Annotated in this window: 15 protein-coding genes and 2 pseudogenes; 5 read left to right on the plus strand and 12 right to left on the minus strand. The window is 72.9% G+C overall.

Features of this window, described 5'->3' with window-relative positions; all coding sequences use genetic code 11:
* Positions 1 to 228: 228 nt before the first annotated feature.
* A complete protein-coding gene (locus KIK09_RS01840) occupies positions 229 to 972 on the minus strand; it encodes an NUDIX hydrolase (protein ID WP_214316832.1) in 744 nt (247 codons plus the stop codon).
* 377 nt (positions 973 to 1,349) lie between these two features.
* Positions 1,350 to 2,276: a LysR family transcriptional regulator gene (locus KIK09_RS01845; RefSeq protein WP_308163884.1), complete on the minus strand. Its 927-nt coding sequence runs from the start codon at positions 2,274 to 2,276 to the stop codon at positions 1,350 to 1,352.
* Between the two features lie 99 nt (positions 2,277 to 2,375).
* Here KIK09_RS01845 and KIK09_RS59860 point away from each other — a divergent pair, with 99 nt between their 5' ends.
* Together KIK09_RS59860 and KIK09_RS01855 are read left to right on the plus strand one after the other, a co-directional pair.
* Positions 2,376 to 3,515 carry an MFS transporter gene (locus tag KIK09_RS59860; protein WP_308163885.1) on the plus strand — a complete coding sequence of 380 codons (1,140 nt, stop codon included), beginning with the start codon at positions 2,376 to 2,378 and terminating at the stop codon, positions 3,513 to 3,515.
* A 137-nt stretch (positions 3,516 to 3,652) separates the two neighbouring features.
* Complete coding sequence (locus KIK09_RS01855; RefSeq protein ID WP_214316834.1) at positions 3,653 to 5,218, plus strand: DUF6345 domain-containing protein; 1,566 nt, start codon at positions 3,653 to 3,655, stop codon at positions 5,216 to 5,218.
* A gap of 81 nt (positions 5,219 to 5,299) precedes the next feature.
* Here KIK09_RS01855 and KIK09_RS01860 read toward each other — a convergent pair whose 3' ends face one another.
* From KIK09_RS01860 to KIK09_RS01895, 8 genes and pseudogenes are all read right to left on the minus strand, one after another.
* Complete coding sequence (locus KIK09_RS01860; RefSeq protein ID WP_214316835.1) at positions 5,300 to 5,968, minus strand: GntR family transcriptional regulator; 669 nt, start codon at positions 5,966 to 5,968, stop codon at positions 5,300 to 5,302.
* 159 nt (positions 5,969 to 6,127) lie between these two features.
* A complete protein-coding gene (hpaD, locus tag KIK09_RS01865) occupies positions 6,128 to 7,000 on the minus strand; it encodes a 3,4-dihydroxyphenylacetate 2,3-dioxygenase (RefSeq protein ID WP_214316836.1) in 873 nt (290 codons plus the stop codon).
* Positions 7,000 to 7,296, minus strand: a pseudogene (locus tag KIK09_RS01870) (aldehyde dehydrogenase family protein); the annotation flags it as partial. The gene hpaD and the pseudogene KIK09_RS01870, both read right to left, overlap by 1 nt.
* A 39-nt stretch (positions 7,297 to 7,335) precedes the next feature.
* Positions 7,336 to 8,805 (minus strand): GMC family oxidoreductase, encoded by a 1,470-nt coding sequence (locus KIK09_RS01875; RefSeq protein ID WP_214316837.1) that lies wholly within the window; start codon positions 8,803 to 8,805, stop codon positions 7,336 to 7,338.
* Positions 8,792 to 9,481, minus strand: coding sequence for an ABC transporter ATP-binding protein (locus tag KIK09_RS01880; protein ID WP_214316838.1), 690 nt, complete (start codon positions 9,479 to 9,481; stop codon positions 8,792 to 8,794). The genes KIK09_RS01875 and KIK09_RS01880 overlap by 14 nt, the downstream gene beginning before the upstream one ends.
* Positions 9,478 to 10,167, minus strand: a complete 690-nt coding sequence (locus KIK09_RS01885) for an ABC transporter ATP-binding protein (protein ID WP_214316839.1) — start codon at positions 10,165 to 10,167, stop codon at positions 9,478 to 9,480. Before KIK09_RS01885 ends, KIK09_RS01880 begins: the two co-directional genes overlap by 4 nt.
* Positions 10,164 to 12,056 (minus strand): ABC transporter permease, encoded by a 1,893-nt coding sequence (locus KIK09_RS01890; protein ID WP_214316840.1) that lies wholly within the window; start codon positions 12,054 to 12,056, stop codon positions 10,164 to 10,166. Before KIK09_RS01890 ends, KIK09_RS01885 begins: the two co-directional genes overlap by 4 nt.
* A complete protein-coding gene (locus KIK09_RS01895) occupies positions 12,056 to 13,297 on the minus strand; it encodes an ABC transporter substrate-binding protein (protein ID WP_214316841.1) in 1,242 nt (413 codons plus the stop codon). The genes KIK09_RS01890 and KIK09_RS01895 overlap by 1 nt, the downstream gene beginning before the upstream one ends.
* Before the next feature lie 59 nt (positions 13,298 to 13,356).
* On the opposite strand from KIK09_RS01895, the gene KIK09_RS01900 reads away from it, so the two are divergent.
* The 3 genes from KIK09_RS01900 to hpaE are packed head-to-tail and all read left to right on the plus strand — an operon-like array spanning position 13,357 to position 17,078.
* Positions 13,357 to 14,703 (plus strand): fumarylacetoacetate hydrolase family protein, encoded by a 1,347-nt coding sequence (locus KIK09_RS01900; RefSeq protein WP_214316842.1) that lies wholly within the window; start codon positions 13,357 to 13,359, stop codon positions 14,701 to 14,703.
* Complete coding sequence (gene dapA, locus KIK09_RS01905) at positions 14,704 to 15,618, plus strand: 4-hydroxy-tetrahydrodipicolinate synthase (RefSeq protein ID WP_214316843.1); 915 nt, start codon at positions 14,704 to 14,706, stop codon at positions 15,616 to 15,618. It abuts the gene before it with no gap.
* Positions 15,615 to 17,078 (plus strand): 5-carboxymethyl-2-hydroxymuconate semialdehyde dehydrogenase, encoded by a 1,464-nt coding sequence (hpaE, locus tag KIK09_RS01910; protein WP_214316844.1) that lies wholly within the window; start codon positions 15,615 to 15,617, stop codon positions 17,076 to 17,078. The genes dapA and hpaE overlap by 4 nt, the downstream gene beginning before the upstream one ends.
* 608 nt (positions 17,079 to 17,686) lie before the next feature.
* On the opposite strand, the gene KIK09_RS59865 is transcribed toward hpaE, so the two are convergent.
* Positions 17,687 to 18,340, minus strand: coding sequence for an SDR family NAD(P)-dependent oxidoreductase (locus KIK09_RS59865; protein WP_308163970.1), 654 nt, complete (start codon positions 18,338 to 18,340; stop codon positions 17,687 to 17,689).
* A gap of 333 nt (positions 18,341 to 18,673) precedes the next feature.
* A pseudogene (locus tag KIK09_RS59870) lies at positions 18,674 to 18,814 on the minus strand (SDR family NAD(P)-dependent oxidoreductase); the annotation flags it as partial.
* Between the last annotated feature and the right edge of the window lie 27 nt (positions 18,815 to 18,841).

The raw sequence follows: 18,841 nt of genomic DNA on the forward strand, positions 1-18,841 counted from the left end.
ACAGCCCCGAACCAAGCACAGCCCCGACTCGAGCCCACAGCCCCAGGTCGAGCACAGCCCGGGCCGAGCACACAGCCTCGGGCCGAGCCCACTGCCCAGGCACGCCGCACTACCCAGGCACGCCGCACTACCCGGGCACGCCGCACCGCCCGGCTCAGCGCGCTCAGACGGGTTGAACGTGGACGGCCGGAGGGGCGTCCTGACTGTATACGAAGCCCTAGCGGGCCATCAGTGATCTGTAGACCATTCGTGCAGGGCGAACGGCTCGCTCATGGCGACCTTCCTGAGGGCCGCCGCGGGGTAGTCGATGGTGTCGGCGGGCAGTTGGTCGAGCGGCCACCAGCCCAGCTCCGCGCACTTGTCCGGCTCGGCGTTGTACGGCTCGCCGGTCCACTTCTCCGCGACGAAGAACAGGCCGACCCGCTCGGGCGCCCGGTGCATCACATGGGCGAAGGTCAGGTCGCCCGACTCGATGATGACGCCCACCTCCTCACGGGCCTCCCTGCAGGCCGCCTCGACCACGGACTCGCCCTCCTCCAGGTGCCCTGAGGGCAGGTGCCACATGCCGTCGCCGTAGCCGGTGCCGGCCCGCCTGCCGAGCAGGACCCGGCCGTCGCGGATGAACAGCACGTGAACGTCCACGATCACGCGGAAGCGCTGCTTGGCGGGGCGGCGGTCGAGCGCCTGGACCCACTTGACGGCCACCGCCGCCACCTGGATCAACTCGGCCCGCAGCCGCTCGGGATCGGCCTCGGCGAAGGCCTCGAGCACCTCCTCGTGCAGGACGTCGCGCCAGGTCAGGTGGCCGGCGTCGTACGCCGCGCCTACGAGTCGCTTGGCCGCGTCGGCGGCGGCCGCCGCGCCGTCGCCTCCCGTGCCGTCGGGGAACTCCTGCACACCCCAGCGCGCATCCTGCGCCGCCCGCTCGGCAGCCACGTCGCCGAGCACCCTCGCCAGTCCATGGTCGGTCATGACCCCCAAGTCTGCCCGCCCCCACCGACAGTCGATCACGCCACCGAAGCCCGCCACCGACAGTCGATCCCCTCACCCGAGCCGCCACTCACCCGCCAACAAAGCGGCTACATCACCCGACCCGCCACCCGCCGCAGGCCGCAGGCCGCCGCGGGGTGCCCGCCACAGGTCGCCCGTCTCTCGCCGCAGGCCGCAGGCCGCCCGCCGCCCGTCTCCCGTTGCCCGCCGCAAGCCGCCCGCCGCCAGCCGCAGGCCGCCCGCTACCCGCCGCGGGTCGCCTGTCTCTCGCCGTAGGCCGCAGGCCGCCCGTCGCCCGTTGCCCGTTGCCGAGAACCTGTCGCATCCCTGAGTCCGGGGCTCACCCGCCGACGCGTCGGTCACGTCACCCGAGGGTGACGGTCGCCGCCGACGGTGCGCAGGACGTGGTCGCGGAACGAGCGGACCACCGGGGTGAGCCGGTCCGCGGTGGGCCAGGTCAGGCCGATCGTGCGGTAGATCGGGGGTGCGAGCGGCACCTCGACCACCCCGGGCGATCGGACGGGGCCGACGTGGGGCAGCAGCGCCACCCCGAACCCGGCGGCCACCAGCCCGCGCACGGTCTCCGACTCCTGGCTCTCGAAGGCGATCCTGGGTTCGAACCCGGCCTCCGCGCACAGGTCGTCGATGATCTGCCGCAGGCCGTAGCCGTGTTCCAGCGTGACCAGGTCCTCGCCCTCCAGCTCGGCCAGCCGTACCCGATCGCGGCCGGCAAGCCGGTGGCCGCGCGGGACGGACAGGCGCAGCTCCTGCTCGGCCAGCGGCGCGGCGGCCAGCGCCGGGTCGCCGTCGGGCGGCGGCGCGACGAGCACCAGGTCGAGCTCGCCGTCGCGCAGCCGTTCGAGCATGTCCTGCCGCGAGCCCTGCACGAGCGTGAAGCGGACGCCGGGGTTGCGCTCGCGGAAGCCGCGGATCAGCGAGGGCACCAGCGCCCGCCCGAGCAGGTGCAGGAACCCCAGCACGACCCGCCCGCTGCCGGGGTCGATCTCCTCGCGCACCTCCCGCACGCCGCCCTCGACCACGGCGAGCGCTCGCGACGCGGACTCGGCCAGTACCTTGCCCGCCCTGGTCAGCCGGACGCCGCGCCCGTCGGGCAGCACCAGCGGCGCGCCGACGACCTCGGCCAGCGCCGCCAGCCTGCGGCTCGCGGTGGGCTGCGGGATGCCGAGCAGCTCGGCCGCGCGGGTGACGTGGCCGGTCTCGCCCACCGCGGCCAGCAGCGCCAGCGCGGGTGCCAGCTTGGCCGTGACCTCGTACTCATACGTCACAGCATGAATTATCGCATATGACCGTATTAGACGTATTTATTAGCTGAGCTTAGCTTTTGGAGAGTGGTTGCCCTAGAAGTCGGTACACGGCGAGTGAGTGTGGCGGTCGCCGCCGCCGGTGTGTCCACCTTTGCCCTGCTGTATGCGCCCCAGCCGGTCCTGCCCCAGCTCGCCGCCTCCTACGGCCTCGATCCCGGTCGTGCGTCACTGGCGGTGGGCGTGGCCACGACGGCGCTGGCGGCGGCCGTGCTGCCGTTGGCGGCGCTGTCGGAGCGGGTGGACCGGCGGCTGGTGATCGTCTGCTCGGTGCTCGGCTCGGCGTTGCTAGGGCTGCTGCTGCCGTTCGCGCCGTCGTATCCGGCGCTGCTGGTGCTGCGGGCGCTGCAGGGCGTGGCGATCGCCGGCTTCCCCGGCGTCGCGGCCGCCTACCTCGCCGACCAGCTCGGCCCGGTACGGCTGGCCTCCGCGGTAGGCGCGATGATCGCCGGGAACTCGGTGGGCGGCATGCTGGGCCGCCTCGGCGTCGGCTTCGCGGCCGGCCCGCTTGGCTGGCGCGGCGCGCTGGTCCTGGTCGCGGCCGTGGCGCTCGCCTTCGCCTCGTTCACCGCCGTCACGCTCCCCGCCACCCATCCCGTACGGCACGCCCAACCGGAACCCGAGCGGCGGGAGGCCGGCGCGCGTGCCTGGGCACGGCTGGCGGCGCCGTACACCGTGGGGGTGCTCTGCATGGGCGCGTTCGTGGCGATCTACAACGCGGCCGGGTTCCGGCTCACCGCCGCCCCGTTCGACCTGACGCCCGCCGCGGCGTCGCTGGTGTTCCTCGCCTACGCCACCGGCACCGCGTCCTCGGCGGCGGCCGGCCGCCTGGTGAGCCGTCTCGGCCGGGCCAGGGCGCTGGTCGCGGCGCTGCTGGTGACCGCGGCGGGCACCGCGCTGACGCTGTCGACCGCGTTGCCCGCGGTGGTGGCGGGCCTGGCCGTGCTGACCGCCGGGTTCTTCGCCGCGCACGCGGTGGCGAACGCGTGGGTCGCGGCCGAGGCTCCGCCGGGAGCACGCGGGCGCGCGGCGGGGCTGTACACGCTGCTGTACTACCTGGGCAGTGGCGCGGGCGGCACGATCGGCACCGCCGTCTACGGCGGTTTCGGCTGGTCCTGGCTGATCGCCCTGACCGCCTCCTGGCTGCTCGCGGGCGTGGTCGCGGTCCTGGCCACCGCCCGGCCATCCCGTCCAGCCAGATGAACGGTCGGTATGTGTACCTCCATACAGCGGCGTGGGGCATTGCCGGGGCCGTGGGGCGGGCATAGGGGTGACTCAGCGGCCGCGCACGTTCGCGGTCCCCTTTCCAGATCGAGTCGCCCCACAGAGAGGTGGATCCCATGGCGACACTTCCCATCTACCGGCTGCGTCAGCAGCCCGTCGACGAGCAGGCGGTCATCGAACTCGCCAAGCGCCTGTTCGGCATCAAGGAGTTCCAGCTGGCCAAGCGCGAACGCACGCTCGCGCTGCGCTCCGGCACGCACCTGGTGGAGGCCGACACGCGCGGCTTCGGGTACTTCGCCGCCGACGAGAGCCGGCTGTGGAACCCGCAGGCCCGCCCATCCCTGCCCAGCGACGAGCAGGCCGTCGAGCAGGCCTGGAAGATCGCGCGCGAGCATCGGCTGCTGCCGGAGTTCGACCAGGACCAGCCGTTCCGTCTGGGGCAGCCGACGGTGGGCGGCACCAGGCTGGCGCTGCAGACCTCGGGGCGCCGCGAGGATCACGCGCTGGACGTGCAGGTCAACTTCCCGATCGAGGTCGGGCTGCGGGGCGACACGCTGCCTCTCGTGGGCGGCGGTGGATCGTTCCATCTGACCTTCGGCGACGGCGGAGAGCTGATCGGCTACCGCGGCGTGTGGCGGCCGGTGGAGAAGCTGGTCGCCGAGTCGGAGATGATCCCGAGGGAGCGGGCGGACGCCGCCTTCCGTGAGCAGACCAAGGGCCTGCGGGTGGTCGACGTCGAGGCGTCGCTGGCCTACGCCAGCGCGGCCGCATTCACCGACCAGGAGTTCCTCTACCCGGTCTACGTCTACCGGGCGATGGCCGAGTTCGGCGACCGGCGGGTCCCGCTCCGCCAGATCACGATCGCGGCCACGGAGTTCGGACCCGCCCCGGCCAAGTTCGAGCCGCAACCGCCGCGCGCCGTACAGCGCATGACGCGCCCCTACGACCAGGTGACCAAGCGGCGCGGCTACGCCACGATGGCGGTCAACCCGTTCGAGTGCGGCACCTCGTGGATCGGCGGGTCGCTGGCCCAGCAGGACGCGCAGGGCTTCGTCGACGGGCTGGCGGCCGACGGCTGGCTGGTCAACTTCAACTGGGGCGAGGCCAACGCCTGGGAGTCCGACTGGCGGCGCAACGACGACATCTGGGTCGACGCGGCCGACTTCGTCTTCTACACCGGGCACGCCAACCAGGACGGCTGGGTGCTGAGCAAGCCGGACGACACGTTCCTCAGCTTCTCCGAGGTCGGCGGCGCGCCCGACCTGTGGGGGCAGCAGGACCTGGAGTGGGCGGTGATCGCCGCCTGCGGGCCGCTGCAGGACGACCTGCTCAGCGCGGGCGGCGGCGACGTGCTGACCCGGTGGCAGGGCGCCTTCGACGGGCTGCACATGCTGCTCGGCTACGGCGCCATCACCTTCTTCACCGCCGACGAGGGCACGAAGCTCACCACGTACGCCAAGCAGGGCACGTCGCTGCTGAGCGCGTGGCTGCGTACCGGGCAGGAGACGCAGCCGAGCACGAACGGAGCCGGGGCGCCCGACGGGCCGACCGTCTGGGTGGGCGCCATGTGGGTGGCGCGCAACGGCGCCGACCCGTCCGGCGACCACCTGTGGGGCCACGGCTCCGTGTCCGCCGACCCGACCTCGCCGACGACGCTCGCGGCGATGTGGACGACCTGTTAGGGCCCTTCGGGGTCGATGGGTCAGGCGATGCACAACCTGGCCGGCGTCGTGTCCAGCGAGGCAGCGACGTCGGCCAGCTGCTCACCTAGGACGGGCGTTGTGCAGGGCGGCGGCCGTGGCGATCTTGTGGGCGCGGGCCGCCTCCTCGATCACGCCGGCGTCGGCCTGCTCCTCGATCAGCTTGAGCAGGTGCTCGTGCTCCTCGACCGACTTGCGCGCCCGCCCGGGCACGTAGGTGAAGGTGGAGCGGCGCATGTGGTCAAGCCTGGCCCACTCCGACTCGAGCAGCGCATTGAGGTGCTCGTCGGGGCAGTGGCGGTAGAGCGAGAAGTGGAACTCCTTGTTCAGCGCGGTGAAGGCGGCCGGGTCGAACTCCTCCAGCGCCTCCTTCATCCGCTCGTTGATCTCGCGCGTCTCCTGGATCTGGGCCGCGTTCATGCGCGGGGCGCAGATCGCCGTGGCGTAGCCCTCCAGCCTGGCCAGCACGTTCAGTGTGTGCTCGACCTGCACCGCGTCGAAGACCGCGACGCGGGCGCCGATGTTGCGCACCACCTCGACCAGCCCGTCGGACTGCAGGCGGCGCACCGCCTCGCGCAGCGGGATCGTGCTCACGCCCGTCTCGCGGGCCAGCTGGTCCATCACGAGCCGGTAGCCGGGGCCGTAGGTGCCGTCGAGGATGCGCGAGCGCAGGAGGTCGTAGCTGATCTCCGCCTTCGAGCCCCCCTTGGCCCGCTTCTCCGTGGTGCTCACATCACCCTCACGATCACGTCGCGGAAACCCGCTCCCGCCGGCCCGACCAGCTCCGCCCCCTCGGCGGAATCGACGATACGCTCGATTCCCCGCGCCATCCCATCATCTTGCCGACCACGAACACGGGCGACACCTTCCCCGGCCACGCAACCCCCGATTTCAGATATGATTTTCTATCGTATCGGATGCCGGGATCGTGAAGTCCACGACCACCTGCCCGGTGCCCGTCGAGCCGAAGTACGGGCAGAGCTGCTCCCCCCGCCCGGTGTAGGAGCGCCAGCCGAGCAGGCCGAAGAGCATGGCCGTGTCGGCCATCGCGCCCTCGCCGGTGCACCGCCGGTTGTAGTCGGGCAGCAGGTCGAGGAACTCGGCGGTGCGGCCCTCGGTCCACATGTCCAGCACGGTCAGGTCGACCTTGCGGTTGAAGTCGCTGCTCACGTCGTTGAGCAGGGTCTCGGCGATCTCGTTGTCGGGGAAGGCGTGCGAGAGGGACCCGCTGGCCAGGAACGCCACCTTCCGCTCGCTGCGCGCGACGGCCCGCATCAGCGCCTCGCCGATGAGCCGGTTCTCCTCGATGGAGGAGTAGATGTTGCACCCGATCGGCAGGATCCGGATGTCGGACTCGGCGTTCATGAAGTACATCGGCACCAGGGTCGCGTACTCCAGGCCGAGGTCGCGGTAGTCGTGCACCATGGCCTTCTGCCCGCCGGCCACGATCTCCTGCCTGACCAGCTCGGCCAGGTCGGGGTCGCCCGGGTAGTCGTACTCCAGGTCGTGGATGAAGTGCGGCAGCTCGTGGCTGGCGAAGGAGCCGTAGTGGCGGCGCCTGCCGTTCAGGTGGAAGCCGATGCTGTTCATCCAGTGGGTGTCGGCGATGAGGAACGTGTCGGCTCCGCGCTCCCGCGCCCTGCTGCCGACCTCGGTGAGCGCCAGCTCGGCCGGCCTGCGGATGCCGAAGTGCCTGCCCGGCTGGATCGACAGCCAGATCGACGGCACGTGTGTGATCTTGGCGGCGAGGACGAGCTCACCCATCAGGCGCCTCCCAGGTGCGTCCAGACGCCCTTGACCTCGGTGTAGGCGTCTATGGCGTACGGTCCCATCTCGCGCCCCCAGCCGCTGGCCCGGTAGCCGCCCCAGGTGGTGGCCGCGTCGGGGACGTGGATCATGTTGATGAAGACGGCTCCGGCCCGGATGCGGGCGGCCAGCCGGTGCGCGGTGGACAGGTCGTCGGTCCAGATCGAGGCGGCCAGGCCGTACTCCAGCCCGTTGGCCCGTCCGGCGAGCTCCTCGGGGTCGTCGTAGGCGAGCACCGGAATGACCGGGCCGAAGACCTCCGGGCGACCAGGCGCCGCCGATGAACAGGTTCGTCATAGGTCCTCCAGGACGAGGTCGGCACACCGCTCGCCGATCATGATCGTGGGGGCGTTGGTGTTGCCCGAGGTGACGGCGGGCATCACGGAGGCGTCGGCCACGCGCAGCCCGTCGATCCCGAGCACCCGGAGCCGGTGGTCGACGACCGTGCCCATGGCGCAGGTCCCCGCCTGGTGGTGGTAGGTCACCAGGGTCCTTTCCACGTACGCGGGGAGGTCCTCGGCGGCCGGGTAGAGCTCCTTGTCCGCCCAGTCGCGCAGCGCGCCCGCCCTGGCGATCTGCCTGCACAGCTCGACCGCGGCCCGCATGCACGCCACGTCGACGGGCTCGCGCAGGTAGGCGGGGTCGATGCGGAGCGGCGCGTCCGGGTCGGCCGAGGTCAGCTCCAGCGCGCCGCGGCTCTCGGGTCTGACGATCCCGGCCATCAGCGTGAAGGCGTCCTGCGGTCCGCTCATCGTCTCGTCGTAGAGCGGGACGTGGAAGAACAGCGGCTGCACATCGGGCGCGGGCAGCCCCGCCCTGCTGCGCCAGAACAGCTGGCTGTGCATCTGCGGCAGTCCAGGTACGGCGGGCGGCACGGGCCGCCGGGCGGCCACGATCACCGGGACGAGCGCGTGGTCGTGCAGGTTGCGCCCCACCTCGGGCAGGTCCTCGGCCACGCCGATGCCGTGCCCGCGCAACCGCTGCGCGGGTCCGAGCCCGCTCAGCATCAGCAGCCGCGGCGACTCCAGCGTCCCCGCCGACACGACCACCTGCCCGGCCCCGACCTGGTACAACGCCCCGTCCCAGACGAACTCCACGCCGACGCACCGGCTGCCGCGCAGCAGCAGCCGCCGCGCCCGCGCTCCCGCCCTGATCTCGACCGGCGTGCCGGGCCCGAGGTAGGCGGCGGCGGTGCTGTGGCGCCTGCCCCGGTGGACGGTGAGCTGGCAGAAACCGGCGCCGTCCTGCCGCTCGCCGTTGCAGTCCTCGTTGTACGGCACGCCGCACTCCACCGCGGCCTCCACGATCGCCGCGTTGACCGGGTGCGGCTCGTAGTCGGCGACCACCCGGACCGGCCCGCCCGTGCCGTGGTAGGCCGACGCGCCGCGGCTGAAGTTCTCCAGCCGTCTGAAATACGGCAGGCACTCCGCGTACGACCATCCGGGCCCCCACCCGTCGAAGTCCGCCGGGGCACCCCTGACGAAGATCATCCCGTTGAGCGAGGACGAGCCGCCCAGCACCCGCCCGCGCGGCCAGCGCAGCCGCCGCCCGCCCAGGTGGGACTGGGGCGCGGTGAGGTAGTCGTAGTCCTCGGCCCCGCCCCACAGCCGGAACACCCCGCCGGGATCGTGGATGTCCGGGTTGGTGTCGGGACCGCCCGCCTCCAGCAGCAGCACCCGCAGGTCCGCGCGTTCGGCCAGCCGCCCGGCCGCCGCGGCGCCGGCCGAGCCCGCGCCGACCACGACGATGTCATAGCTCTCCATGGACGTCTCCCAGGTAGGCCGTGTGCAGCCGGTCGCGCACCTCGTCGGGTGTGCCGCGCAGCGCGACTCGGCCGCGGTCCAGGACGTGGACGTGCTCGGCCAGGTCCAGGGCGAGGCTGGTGAACTGCTCGATCAGCAGCACGCCCACGCCGTCGCGGGCCAGCCCGGCGAGCACCGGCACGAGCCTGGCCACCACGCCGGGCGCCAGCCCGAACGACAGCTCGTCCACCAGCAGGTAGCGGGGCCTGGCCAGCAGCGCCTGGGCCAGGGCCAGCATCTGCTGCTGCCCGCCCGACAGCGTCCCCGCAGGCCGCCCGGCCAGCTCCCGCAGCTCGGGGAACGCCGCGTAAGCGGCCTGGGAGTCCCGGCCGGCGGCGACCCTGAGGTTGTCGGCCACGGTCAGTGAGGCGAGCACCCGGTGGCCTTCCAGCACCGCGGCCACGCCGGACGCCCTGACGCGTTCGGGGCGGAGTCCCGTCAGGTCGTCGTCACCGGCCATGACGCTGCCCGCCGTACACCGGAGCAGGCCCGCGACGGCCAGGACCAGCGTGCTCTTGCCCGCGCCGTTGGCGCCGAGCAGCGCCGTGACCTGACCGGCGGGCACGTCCAGCGAGACGTCGTGCAGGACCTCGCGGCCGCCCCTGGCCACCCGGAGCCCGCGCACCGCCAGCGTCATGGCGCCTCCCCCAGGTAGGCGGCGCGCACGGCCGGGTCGGCGAGCACCTGGGCGGTGGGGCCGAGGGCGACCAGGCGGCCGAAGTCGAGGACGGCGGTCGACGCGCACACCTCGGCGACCAGGCCGACGTCGTGCTCGATGAGCACCACCAGCGCGTCGAACTTCTCGGGCACGGCCTGCAGCAGCGTGGCCAGTTCCCTGGACTCCGCCTCGGACAGGCCGGCGGCGGGCTCGTCGAGCAGGACGATGCGCGGGGTCCCGACCAGGGCGCGGGCGAGTTCGAGCCGCCGCCGTTCGAGCAGGGTGAGCTCCCCCGCTGGCCGTCCCGGATCCTCCAGCCCGCAGAAGCCGAGCAGCCCCTCCTCGCCGCCGCCCAGGTGGTCGGCGGCCAGGCGCAGGTTCGCCGCCGCGCTGAGCTCGGCGACGACCTGCTCCTGCTGGAAGGTACGGCGCAGCCCCCAGCGGGCCCGCCGGTGCGGGGCCAGGCGGAGCAGGTCGGTCCCGCCGGCGGTCACGGTGCCCGAGGCGGGCCGTACGAAGCCGGACAGCACGTTGAACAGCGTGGTCTTGCCCGCGCCGTTGGGCCCGATCAGCCCGCACAGGCCCGCGGAGAAGGTGAGGGTGACCCCGTCGAGCGGCCGGACGCCGCCGAAGCGCACCCGCAGGTCCTCGATCTCCAGCGTCATGGCGCCACCTTGGCGGCCAGGTCCTCCAGCTGTCCGCCGATGCCGCGCGGCGCGGTCACCAGGGCGTGCACGGTGCCCGCGCCGAACACGACCAGCATCAGGTTGCCGTTGACGCCCGCCGCGTCCAGCAGGGCGGGCACGACCTGCCCGACCACGCCCGAGAGCACGACGCCGGTCAGTCCGTAGGCGCCGCCGATGAGCACGACGGCGAACAGCAGCACCGAGTCGGAGGCCTTGAACGAGATCGGGTCGAGCCGCCCGGCGTTGGCGGCGAGCAGCGCTCCCGCGGTGCCGGTGATGAACGCCGCCAGCGCGAACGCCCACACCTTGTACCTGGTCAGCGCCACGCCGACGGCCAGCGCCCCGGCCTCGCCGCCGCGGATGGCGGCCCAGGCGCGTCCCGGCCGCCCCCGCTGGTGCAGCACGACCAGGATGAGCGCGAGCGCCGCGCACACCAGCACGACCCGGAAGAACCCGGCGTCGGAGGAGGCGAGCGAGGGCCGGGGCATGGCCTGCTGCATCCCGCTGCCGGCGATCCGGCCGAGGAAGCCGGGGCCGCCGTCGGGGAAGCCGGTCGCGGAGAACGCCACCTGGAACGCGCCGCCCGCCATCAGCGTGACCAGCGCCAGATCGACGCCGGACAGCCGCAGCGCGGGCAGCCCGTACACGATCCCCACCAGGCAGGTGGCCAGCCCGGCCACCAGCACCACGACGGGGAAGGGCCACCCGGTGGCGAACGCCAGCCGCAGCGCCACCCACCCGCCCACGCCCAGCAGGGCCACCTGGCCGAGGGAGACGAGCCCGAGCCTGCCGTACAGCAGGGCGATGCCCGCGGCGGGGATCACGAAGATCGCGGCGGTGGTGAGCACCCGCACCCAGTAGCCGTCGAGCACCAGCGGCACGACGACCGCCAGCAGGGCGGCGCCGAGCGCGAGCCCGAGCACGACCTTCAGCACCGAGCGCGGGTCGCCCGGCGGCAGCGGCCGCGCGGCGGCGGTCACCGGTCTGGCGGCCGTGCGCACCTCGACCGTGCCGCCGCGCCGCGCCCTGGCGCCCTTGCGCTGCAGCCAGAGGATGGCCGCGACGGCCACTGCGAACGGCGCGACCGAGCGGTAGGGCGCGGTGGCGGCCGACGCACCGCCCAGCGCCTCGACCAGGCCGATGGCCAGCCCGGCGGCGAGCGTGACGGGCAGCGAGCGGAAGCGGCCGACGACGCCCGCCGCCAGCGAGGCGATGACCAGGAACGTCAGCGTGCCCGCCTCCAGCCGGGTGAGCGAGCCGAGCACCAGCCCGGTCAGTCCGGCCGCCGCGCCGCCCGCCACCCAGGTGACGACCTCCACGCGGCGGATCGGCACGCCGAGCAGCGCGCTGATCTCCCTGTCGTCGGCCAGCGCCCGCATCGCCCGGCCGAACGCGGTCCAGCGCAGCAGCGCGCCCGTGCCGGCGGTGAGGGCCACCGCGAGCGCGAGCGCCAGCACCTGGGTGAGGGTGACGCGGGCCGTGCCGAGGTCGAACCCGGCCGTGTCGGTGGGCAGCGTGAGCGTGCGCGGGTCGTCGCTCCACGTCCAGAAGCAGACGCCGAGCAGCATCAGCGCGAACCCGAGCGTGCACACGGCCTTCACCAGGGGGTCGCGGTCGGCCACCAGGGGGCTGATCAGCCCGCCGTACAGGCCCGACAGGACGGCCGACAGCAGGGGCGCGGCGGCCAGGGCGAGCGCGGCGGGCAGGCCGTCCTGCAGCAGTTGCCACGACAGCAGCGCCCCGATCGCGCCGATCGCGCCGTAGGCCAGGTTGAGCACGCCGGTCGCGCGGTAGAGCACGACGAGCCCGACGCCCGACAGCGCGTAGACGGCGCCGAGGGCGAGCCCGCTGATCACGAACGGCAGCATCAGCCCGCCTCGGCCGCCAGGATCGGCTTCAGGTCGGGGTCCTGGGTGGGCGTGCAGTCCTTGGCGGCCTGCCAGCCGTCCCCGGTAATCTTGACGTAGCGGGTGACGTGGTTGGCGTTGTGCCGCTGGGCCTGGCCGAAGTACCAGGGCGCGCAGAGCAGGTCGCTCTTGAAATCCTTGATCCCGGCGATCGCCCTGCCGACGGAGGCCCGGTCGAGCGGGCCCTGCGCCTTGGACAGCGTGTCGACGAAGATCTTGGCGGCCAGGAAGCCGCCCTGCGCGAAGGAGTCCCTGGGCGCCCTGGCGTCGGCGTAGCCGTCCATGACCTGGCGCCACAGCTTGTTGTCCGCGGTGGTCGCGTCGAGCATGGTGAACTCCGAGTTCGACACGAACCCCTCCCAGTAGCCGCCGACCTGGCCGGGGAAGGTGGTGTCGTAGCAGGGCGTCAGGCAGGCGAACCTGACCTTGTCCTTCAGCCCCTGCGCCTGCGCCGCCTTGAGTATCGCGGCGTCGTCGGGCGCGGGGTCCTCCAGGATGATCGCGTCAGGGTTGCCGCGCATGGCCTCGAGCAGTACGGCTGTCGCGTCCTTGATCCCGGGGTCGTGCAGCACGTCGCCCGCCGAGGTCAGGCCCTTGGTGCCGAGGTAGGCGCGCACGCCTTCCTGGGTCCAGTCGCCCACGTTGGGCGTGCGGTTGCTGATCTGGGCCACCCGCTTGGCGCCGAGCACCTCGACCGCGTACTGGGTGGCGGCGATGGCGCTGATCCTGGGGCCCGCGTTGACCGGTGCGATGCGGGGCGACTCGAAGCAGGCGCGGGGCACGCCGACGGCCAGCACGTCGTACAGGCCGTTGTTCTCCCAGATCGGGCCCGACACGCCGCAGGCCACGAAGCTGGACCCGCCGACCAGCGCGACCACGTCCTGGTTCCCGGCCAGCTTGGTGGCCAGTTGCGAGGCCTTCTGCGGGTTGAGCCCGTCGTCCTCGACCAGGTACTTGATCGGCCTGCCGCCGATGCCGCCGCCGGCGTTCACGCAGTCGAAGTAGGCCTGCGCCGCCTTGGTGGCGGAGCTGAAGTCGATGCCGCCGCTGGCGGTCACGATGGCGCCCACCGTGATGGGCGTGCCGGTGGCGGGTTTGCCGGATCCGCAGATCGGTTTCGCCGCGCCCGTCCCTTGCTGTGTCTGGGAGCAGGCCGCGGTGAGCAGCAGGATCGCCACCGCGGGGATGACCAGGCGTCGCATAAGTCAAATCATGTATGATTTAAGATATGCTTGTCTATAGTTCTTAGCCGGAGTTGGTCATGGGTCATCCGCTAGGCCTCTCACCTGGGAAAATCATCGCCACCCACCTGAACTTCCGCGGTCGCGCGGCGGAGCGGGGGCGCGTTCCCGAGGTGCCGTCCTACTTCATGAAGCCCTCCTCGTCGCTGTCGTGGTCGGGGCGGCCCGTAGTACGCCCGGCGGGGTGCACCGCGCTGGGGTTCGAAGGGGAGATCGCGATCGTCATCGGGTCACGGGCCCGGCGCGTCTCCCGCGACGAGGCGCTGTCGTGCGTCGCCGGGTACGCGGCGGCCGACGACTTCGGGCTCGCCGACTTCCGCCACGCCGACCAGGGGTCCAACCTGCGGGCCAAGGGGCAGGACGGGTTCACCCCGATCGGTCCCACGCTGCTTTCCTGCGTGGATCCCTCCCGGATGCGGCTGCGCGCGTGGGTCAACGGCCGGCTGGTCCAGGAGGCGTGCACGGACGAGCTGCTGTTCCCCTTCGACCTGCTGATCGCCGACCTGTCGCGCCACCTGACCCTCGAACCCGGGGACGTCATCCTGTCCGGCACGCCCGCCGGGGCCGCGGTCGTCCAGCCGGGGGACGTGGTGGAGGTCGAGCTGGAGGACTCGGGGCGGCTGCGCAATGCGATCGTGGCCGGCACGGATCCGCCTCTCGAGTACGGCGTGCAGCCCGTGACGCCTGCCGTACCCGATCGTGAAGTGATCGCGAAGCTGATGGAGGCGTCGACGGCGACGCTGTCGTCCCAGCTGCGCAGGCGGGGCATCGACCACCACGTCATCGAGGGCGTGCGGCCCGCCGACCCGTGCCGGCGGATGGCCGGGATCGCGCGGACGCTGCGGTACCTGCCGCTGCGCGAGGACGTGTTCGCCAGGATCGGCGGCGGCATGAACGCGCAGAAGCGCACCGTGGAGGCGCTGCGCCCGGGCGAGGTGCTGGTGATCGAGGCGCGCGGCGACCTCGGCGCGGGCACGCTCGGCGACATCCTGGCGCTGCGCGCGCTGCGCCGCGGCGCGGCGGGCGTGGTGACCGACGGCGGGCTGCGCGACAGCACCCGGATGCCGCTGCCCGTCTACTACGGCGTGCCGCACCCGGCCGTGCTGGGGCGGCGGCACGTGCCGATGGACTCGCAGGTGCCCATCACCTGCGGCGGGGCCCTCGTGATGCCCGGCGACGTGATCGTGGGCGACGCGGAGGGCGTCGTGGTCGTGCCGCCGCACCTGGCCCCCGAGATCGCCGAGGCGGCGATCGAGCAGGAGCGCGAGGAGCGCTTCATCCACGACCGGGTGAGCGAGGGCGCGTCGATCGACGGCCTCTACCCGATGGGGCCGCACTGGCGGCGCCGCTACGAGCAGGAGGGCTGAATGAGGTTCCGTTCCGACCCGGCCACGATCAGGGGGTCCATCGCGCCGGTGGTGACCCCGTTCACCGAGGACGGCGACCTGGATCTGGCGTCGCTGCGCAACCTGGTGCGCTGGCAGCTGGAGCAGGGCTCGCACGGCATCTCGACCGGCGGCTCGACCGGCGAGCCCGGCGCGCAGAGCGTCGCGGAACGTATCGCCGCGATGGCGGCGGTGGCCGAGGAGAACGGCGACCGCGTGCCGTTCCTGCCGGGCACCGGCTCGGCGCGGCTGGAGGAGACGCTGGAGCTGACCGCCGCCGCGGAGCGCCTGGGCGCGGACGCGGCCCTGGTCATCACCCCCTACTACGCGCGGCCGTCGCAGGAGGCGCTGTTCCGCTGGTACGCGCGGGTGGCCACCGAGTTCCCTTCGCTGCCGATCGTGATCTACAACGTGCCCTCGCGCACCGCCGTGGACATCGACCCGGAGACGGTGTCCAGGCTGCGCCGCGCGCACGACAACATCGTCGGCATCAAGGAGACCACGCGGGACTTCGAACACTTCTCGCGGGTGATGTACGCCTGCGGGCGCGACTTCCTCATGTGGTCGGGCATCGAGCTGCTGTGCCTGCCGCTGCTGGCCATCGGCGGCGCGGGCTTCGTCAGCGCCGCGGCTAACCTGGCGCCCGCCGCGGTGGCCGCCATGTACATGGCCTTCGTCGACGGCGACCAGGAGACCGCGCTCGACCTGCACTACTCGCTGCACCCGGTGGCCGAGCTGCTGTTCGTGGAGACGAACCCGGCGCCGGCCAAGTGGGTGCTGCACCGGCACGGCCTGATCGCCTCCTCGCTGGTACGGCCGCCGCTCATCACGCCGACCGAGGCGGCGGTGGCGCGCATCGAGGACCTGCTGGCCCAGTGCAAGGAGATCGCCCGTTGAACCTGGAGCACTACATCGACGGCGCCCACGTCCCGAGCCTGTCGGGAGAGACGTTCGAGTCGCTGGAGCCCGCCACCAACCGGCCCGCGCTGACGGTCGCCTCCGGCGACGCCGAGGACGTCGACGCCGCGGTCCGCGCCGCGTCGAAGGCGTTCACCGACGGGCCGTGGCCGCGCATGACCGGCGAGGAGCGGGCCGCGATCCTGCGCGGCGTCGCGGCGGCCATCGAGACCCGCGACGAGCGCATCGCCGAACTGGAGTGCGCCGACACCGGCCTGCCCATTACGCAGGCCAGAGGCCAGGCGCACCGGGCCGCGCACAACTTCCGCTTCTTCGCCGACGTGATCAGCAACCTCGGCGAGGACGTCTATCGCGTCGGCACCTCGCAGCTCAACTACGTCATCCGCAAACCGATGGGCGTGGCGGGGCTCATCACCCCGTGGAACACCCCGTTCATGCTGGCCACCTGGAAGCTCGCGCCCGCGCTCGCCGCCGGGTGCCCCGTGGTGCTCAAGCCGGCCGAGTGGTCGCCGCTGTCGGCCAGCCTGCTCCCGGAGATCATGGAGGAGGGCGGGCTGCCCGCGGGCGTGTTCAACCTCGTCCACGGCATCGGCGAACGGGCCGGCGCCGCGCTGGTCGCCCACCCCGACGTTCCGGTCATCTCCTTCACCGGCGAGACGTCGACCGGCCAGACGATCATGCGTTCGGCCGCCGGCGGGCTCAAGTCGCTGTCGATGGAGCTGGGCGGCAAGTCGCCGCTGCTCGTCTTCGACGACGCCGACCTCGACAGGGCGCTCGACGCCGCGGTCTTCGGCGTCTTCTCGCTGAACGGCGAGCGGTGCACGGCCAGCTCCCGCATCCTCGTCCAGGACACCGTCTACGCCTCCTTCGTCGAACGCCTGGCGGCGCGCGCCTCGCGCATCCGCATCGGGCCACCGCACGACCCGGCCACGGAGCTCGGCGCGCTGATCCACCCTTCCCATCACGCCCGCGTCATGTCCTACGTGTCGTCGGGTCTGGAGGAGGGCGCCCGCCTCGTCGCCGGCGGCACCCGGCCCCCGCACCTGCCTGAGGGCAACTTCCTCTCGGCCACCGTCTTCGCCGACGTCACCCCGTCGATGCGCGTCTTCCAGGAGGAGATCTTCGGCCCCGTCGTCTGCGTCACGCCCTTCACCACGGAGAAGGAGGCACTGGAACTGGCCAACGCCACCCGCTACGGCCTGGCGGCCTACGTCTGGACCAACGACCTGCTCCGCGCCCACCGGCTCGCGCGGTCCATCGAGGCCGGGATGCTCTGGATCAACTCCCAGAACATCCGCGACCTCCGCACCCCCTTCGGCGGCGTCAAATCCAGCGGCCTCGGCCGAGAGGGCGGCCGCCACAGCATCGACGTCTACACCGAACCCCACGTCATCCACCTCGCCACCACCCCCCTCCCCATCCCCCGCTTCGGCACCTGACCCTCTCCCCCGCCACCACCCGGCAACCCCGGCCAGCGACAGCTCACTCCGCAGGGACACGTCCCTGGCGCACCGACGCGCTCCCCGGGCACGGGACACCCCCAGCGCAGGCCGCCTTCCCAGGCGCCGCGTCGGCGGGAGGGGGTACGGCGAACGTCGGCGCCCTCCTACGGCGGGCCCCACCGCTCCCCCGCCCAGCCGCTGCCCGGGCGCAGGGGCACATCCCCGGTCGCACGGACGCGTTCCCCGGGGCGCAGGACACGCCCAGCCCAGGGCCACCTTCCCGGGCGCCGGGTCGGCGGGAGAGGGTACGGCGAGCGCCGGCGCCCTCGTACGGCGAGCTCCACCGCTCCCCCGCCTGGCCACGGAACCCGCGATCCGCGTTTCCGCGCACCTCGGAACCGCCCACGTGCCCGCCGTACAAGGCGCCGACCTCCGCCGTACACCGTCCCGCCGACCCGGCGCCCGGGTGGTCCCCGCAGGGTGCGGGCGCTCGGATGCAGGGCCTCAGCGCGAAGCGTCGGGCGCGGCGCCTGGGGGTGGGGGCGTCCCGAAGTGTGGGGTCTTGGGGTGCGGGTCGGGTGGAGGAAGGCGACCTGCGGGTGGGGCTAGGCGAAGGGGAGCGTGGGGAGGTCTACGGCGGTGGCGCCGCCGTCGGCTACCAGTACTGAGCCGGTCATGATGGCGCTTTCGTCGGAGGCCAGGAAGAGGCAGATCGCGGCGATCTCCTCGGGGGTGGCGGGGCGGCGGAGGGGGACGTCCTTGGTGACCAGGCGGTAGGCGTCTTCCCGGGTGATGCCGTCGCGGTCGACGAGGAGGTCCATCTGGTCGTCGGCCATGGGGGTGACGACCCAGCCGGGGCACAGGCAGTTCGCTCGGACGCCTGCGGGGCCGTAGTCGCGGGCGATCGAGCGGGTGAGGCCGATGAGGGCGTGCTTGGTGGTGACATATCCGGATACGGCGGGGCCGGCGGCGAGACCGGCTATCGAGGAGACGATGACGATGCTTCCCCGGGCGTCGATCAGTGACGGGAGCGCTTCTCGACAGGTGACGAAGCAGGTGTTGAGGTTGGCGTGCAGGGCCTCCTGCCAGGACTCGTCGCCGGTGTCGGCGACGGCCTCCCCACCGTGACCGCCCGCGTTGGCGACCACGATGTCCAAACGTCCGAAGCGCTCCAGGCAAGCGGTGACCGCGGCCCGCGCCTGCTCGGTGTCAGCCATGTCCGCGGCGAACACCGCGACGCCCGGCTGCTCGGCTCCCACCAGCGAACCGGCACCGCCGGGAGACCGGGCGCCGTCAGGAAGCTCGGTACCCCCGGAAGCGACTGCACCAGGCAGAGGTCCGGATTCCGCAGGCGATCCCGCGCCCGGCAAGGGCTCGGACGCCGCCGACAAACCCTCGCCCGGCAAGGGCCCGGATGCCCCCGACGATGCCGCGCCCGGCGAAGGCCCGGATGCCGCTGACGATCCCCCGCCCGGCAAGAGCCCGGATGCCGCTGACGATCCCCCGCCCGGCAAGAGCCCGGATGCCGCTGACGATCCCGTGCCCGGTGACAGTGGGGGCGTCGGTGGAGGTGTGAGGGTCTTCTCGATTTCGAGGGCCACCTGTTCCAGGGGGCCGGGGCGGCGGCCGGTGAGGAAGACCTGGGCGCCCTCGGCGGCGAAGCGGTGGGCCGTGGCGGCGCCGATGCCCGTGCCCGCGCCGGTGATGAGCGCGACCTTGCCGTGGAGCCTCATCGGCACTCCTCCTTTAGAAATAGAAGA

It is taken from the genome of Nonomuraea sediminis (assembly GCF_018531495.1).
In the GTDB taxonomy this organism is placed as follows: domain Bacteria; phylum Actinomycetota; class Actinomycetes; order Streptosporangiales; family Streptosporangiaceae; genus Nonomuraea; species Nonomuraea sediminis.

Bases quoted from the DNA above. Each gene is read 5' to 3' on its own strand.
- hpaD (WP_214316836.1), bottom strand. From the start codon at position 7,000: ATGGGTGAGCTCGTCCTCGCCGCCAAGATCACACACGTGCCGTCGATC.
- dapA (WP_214316843.1), top strand. From the start codon at position 14,704: ATGAGGTTCCGTTCCGACCCGGCCACGATCAGGGGGTCCATCGCGCCG.
- KIK09_RS01840 (WP_214316832.1), bottom strand. From the start codon at position 972: ATGACCGACCATGGACTGGCGAGGGTGCTCGGCGACGTGGCTGCCGAG.
- KIK09_RS01875 (WP_214316837.1), bottom strand. From the start codon at position 8,805: ATGGAGAGCTATGACATCGTCGTGGTCGGCGCGGGCTCGGCCGGCGCC.
- KIK09_RS01855 (WP_214316834.1), top strand. From the start codon at position 3,653: ATGGCGACACTTCCCATCTACCGGCTGCGTCAGCAGCCCGTCGACGAG.
- KIK09_RS01885 (WP_214316839.1), bottom strand. From the start codon at position 10,167: ATGACGCTGGAGATCGAGGACCTGCGGGTGCGCTTCGGCGGCGTCCGG.
- KIK09_RS01890 (WP_214316840.1), bottom strand. From the start codon at position 12,056: ATGCTGCCGTTCGTGATCAGCGGGCTCGCCCTCGGCGCCGTCTACGCG.
- KIK09_RS01880 (WP_214316838.1), bottom strand. From the start codon at position 9,481: ATGACGCTGGCGGTGCGCGGGCTCCGGGTGGCCAGGGGCGGCCGCGAG.
- KIK09_RS01900 (WP_214316842.1), top strand. From the start codon at position 13,357: ATGGGTCATCCGCTAGGCCTCTCACCTGGGAAAATCATCGCCACCCAC.
- KIK09_RS01895 (WP_214316841.1), bottom strand. From the start codon at position 13,297: ATGCGACGCCTGGTCATCCCCGCGGTGGCGATCCTGCTGCTCACCGCG.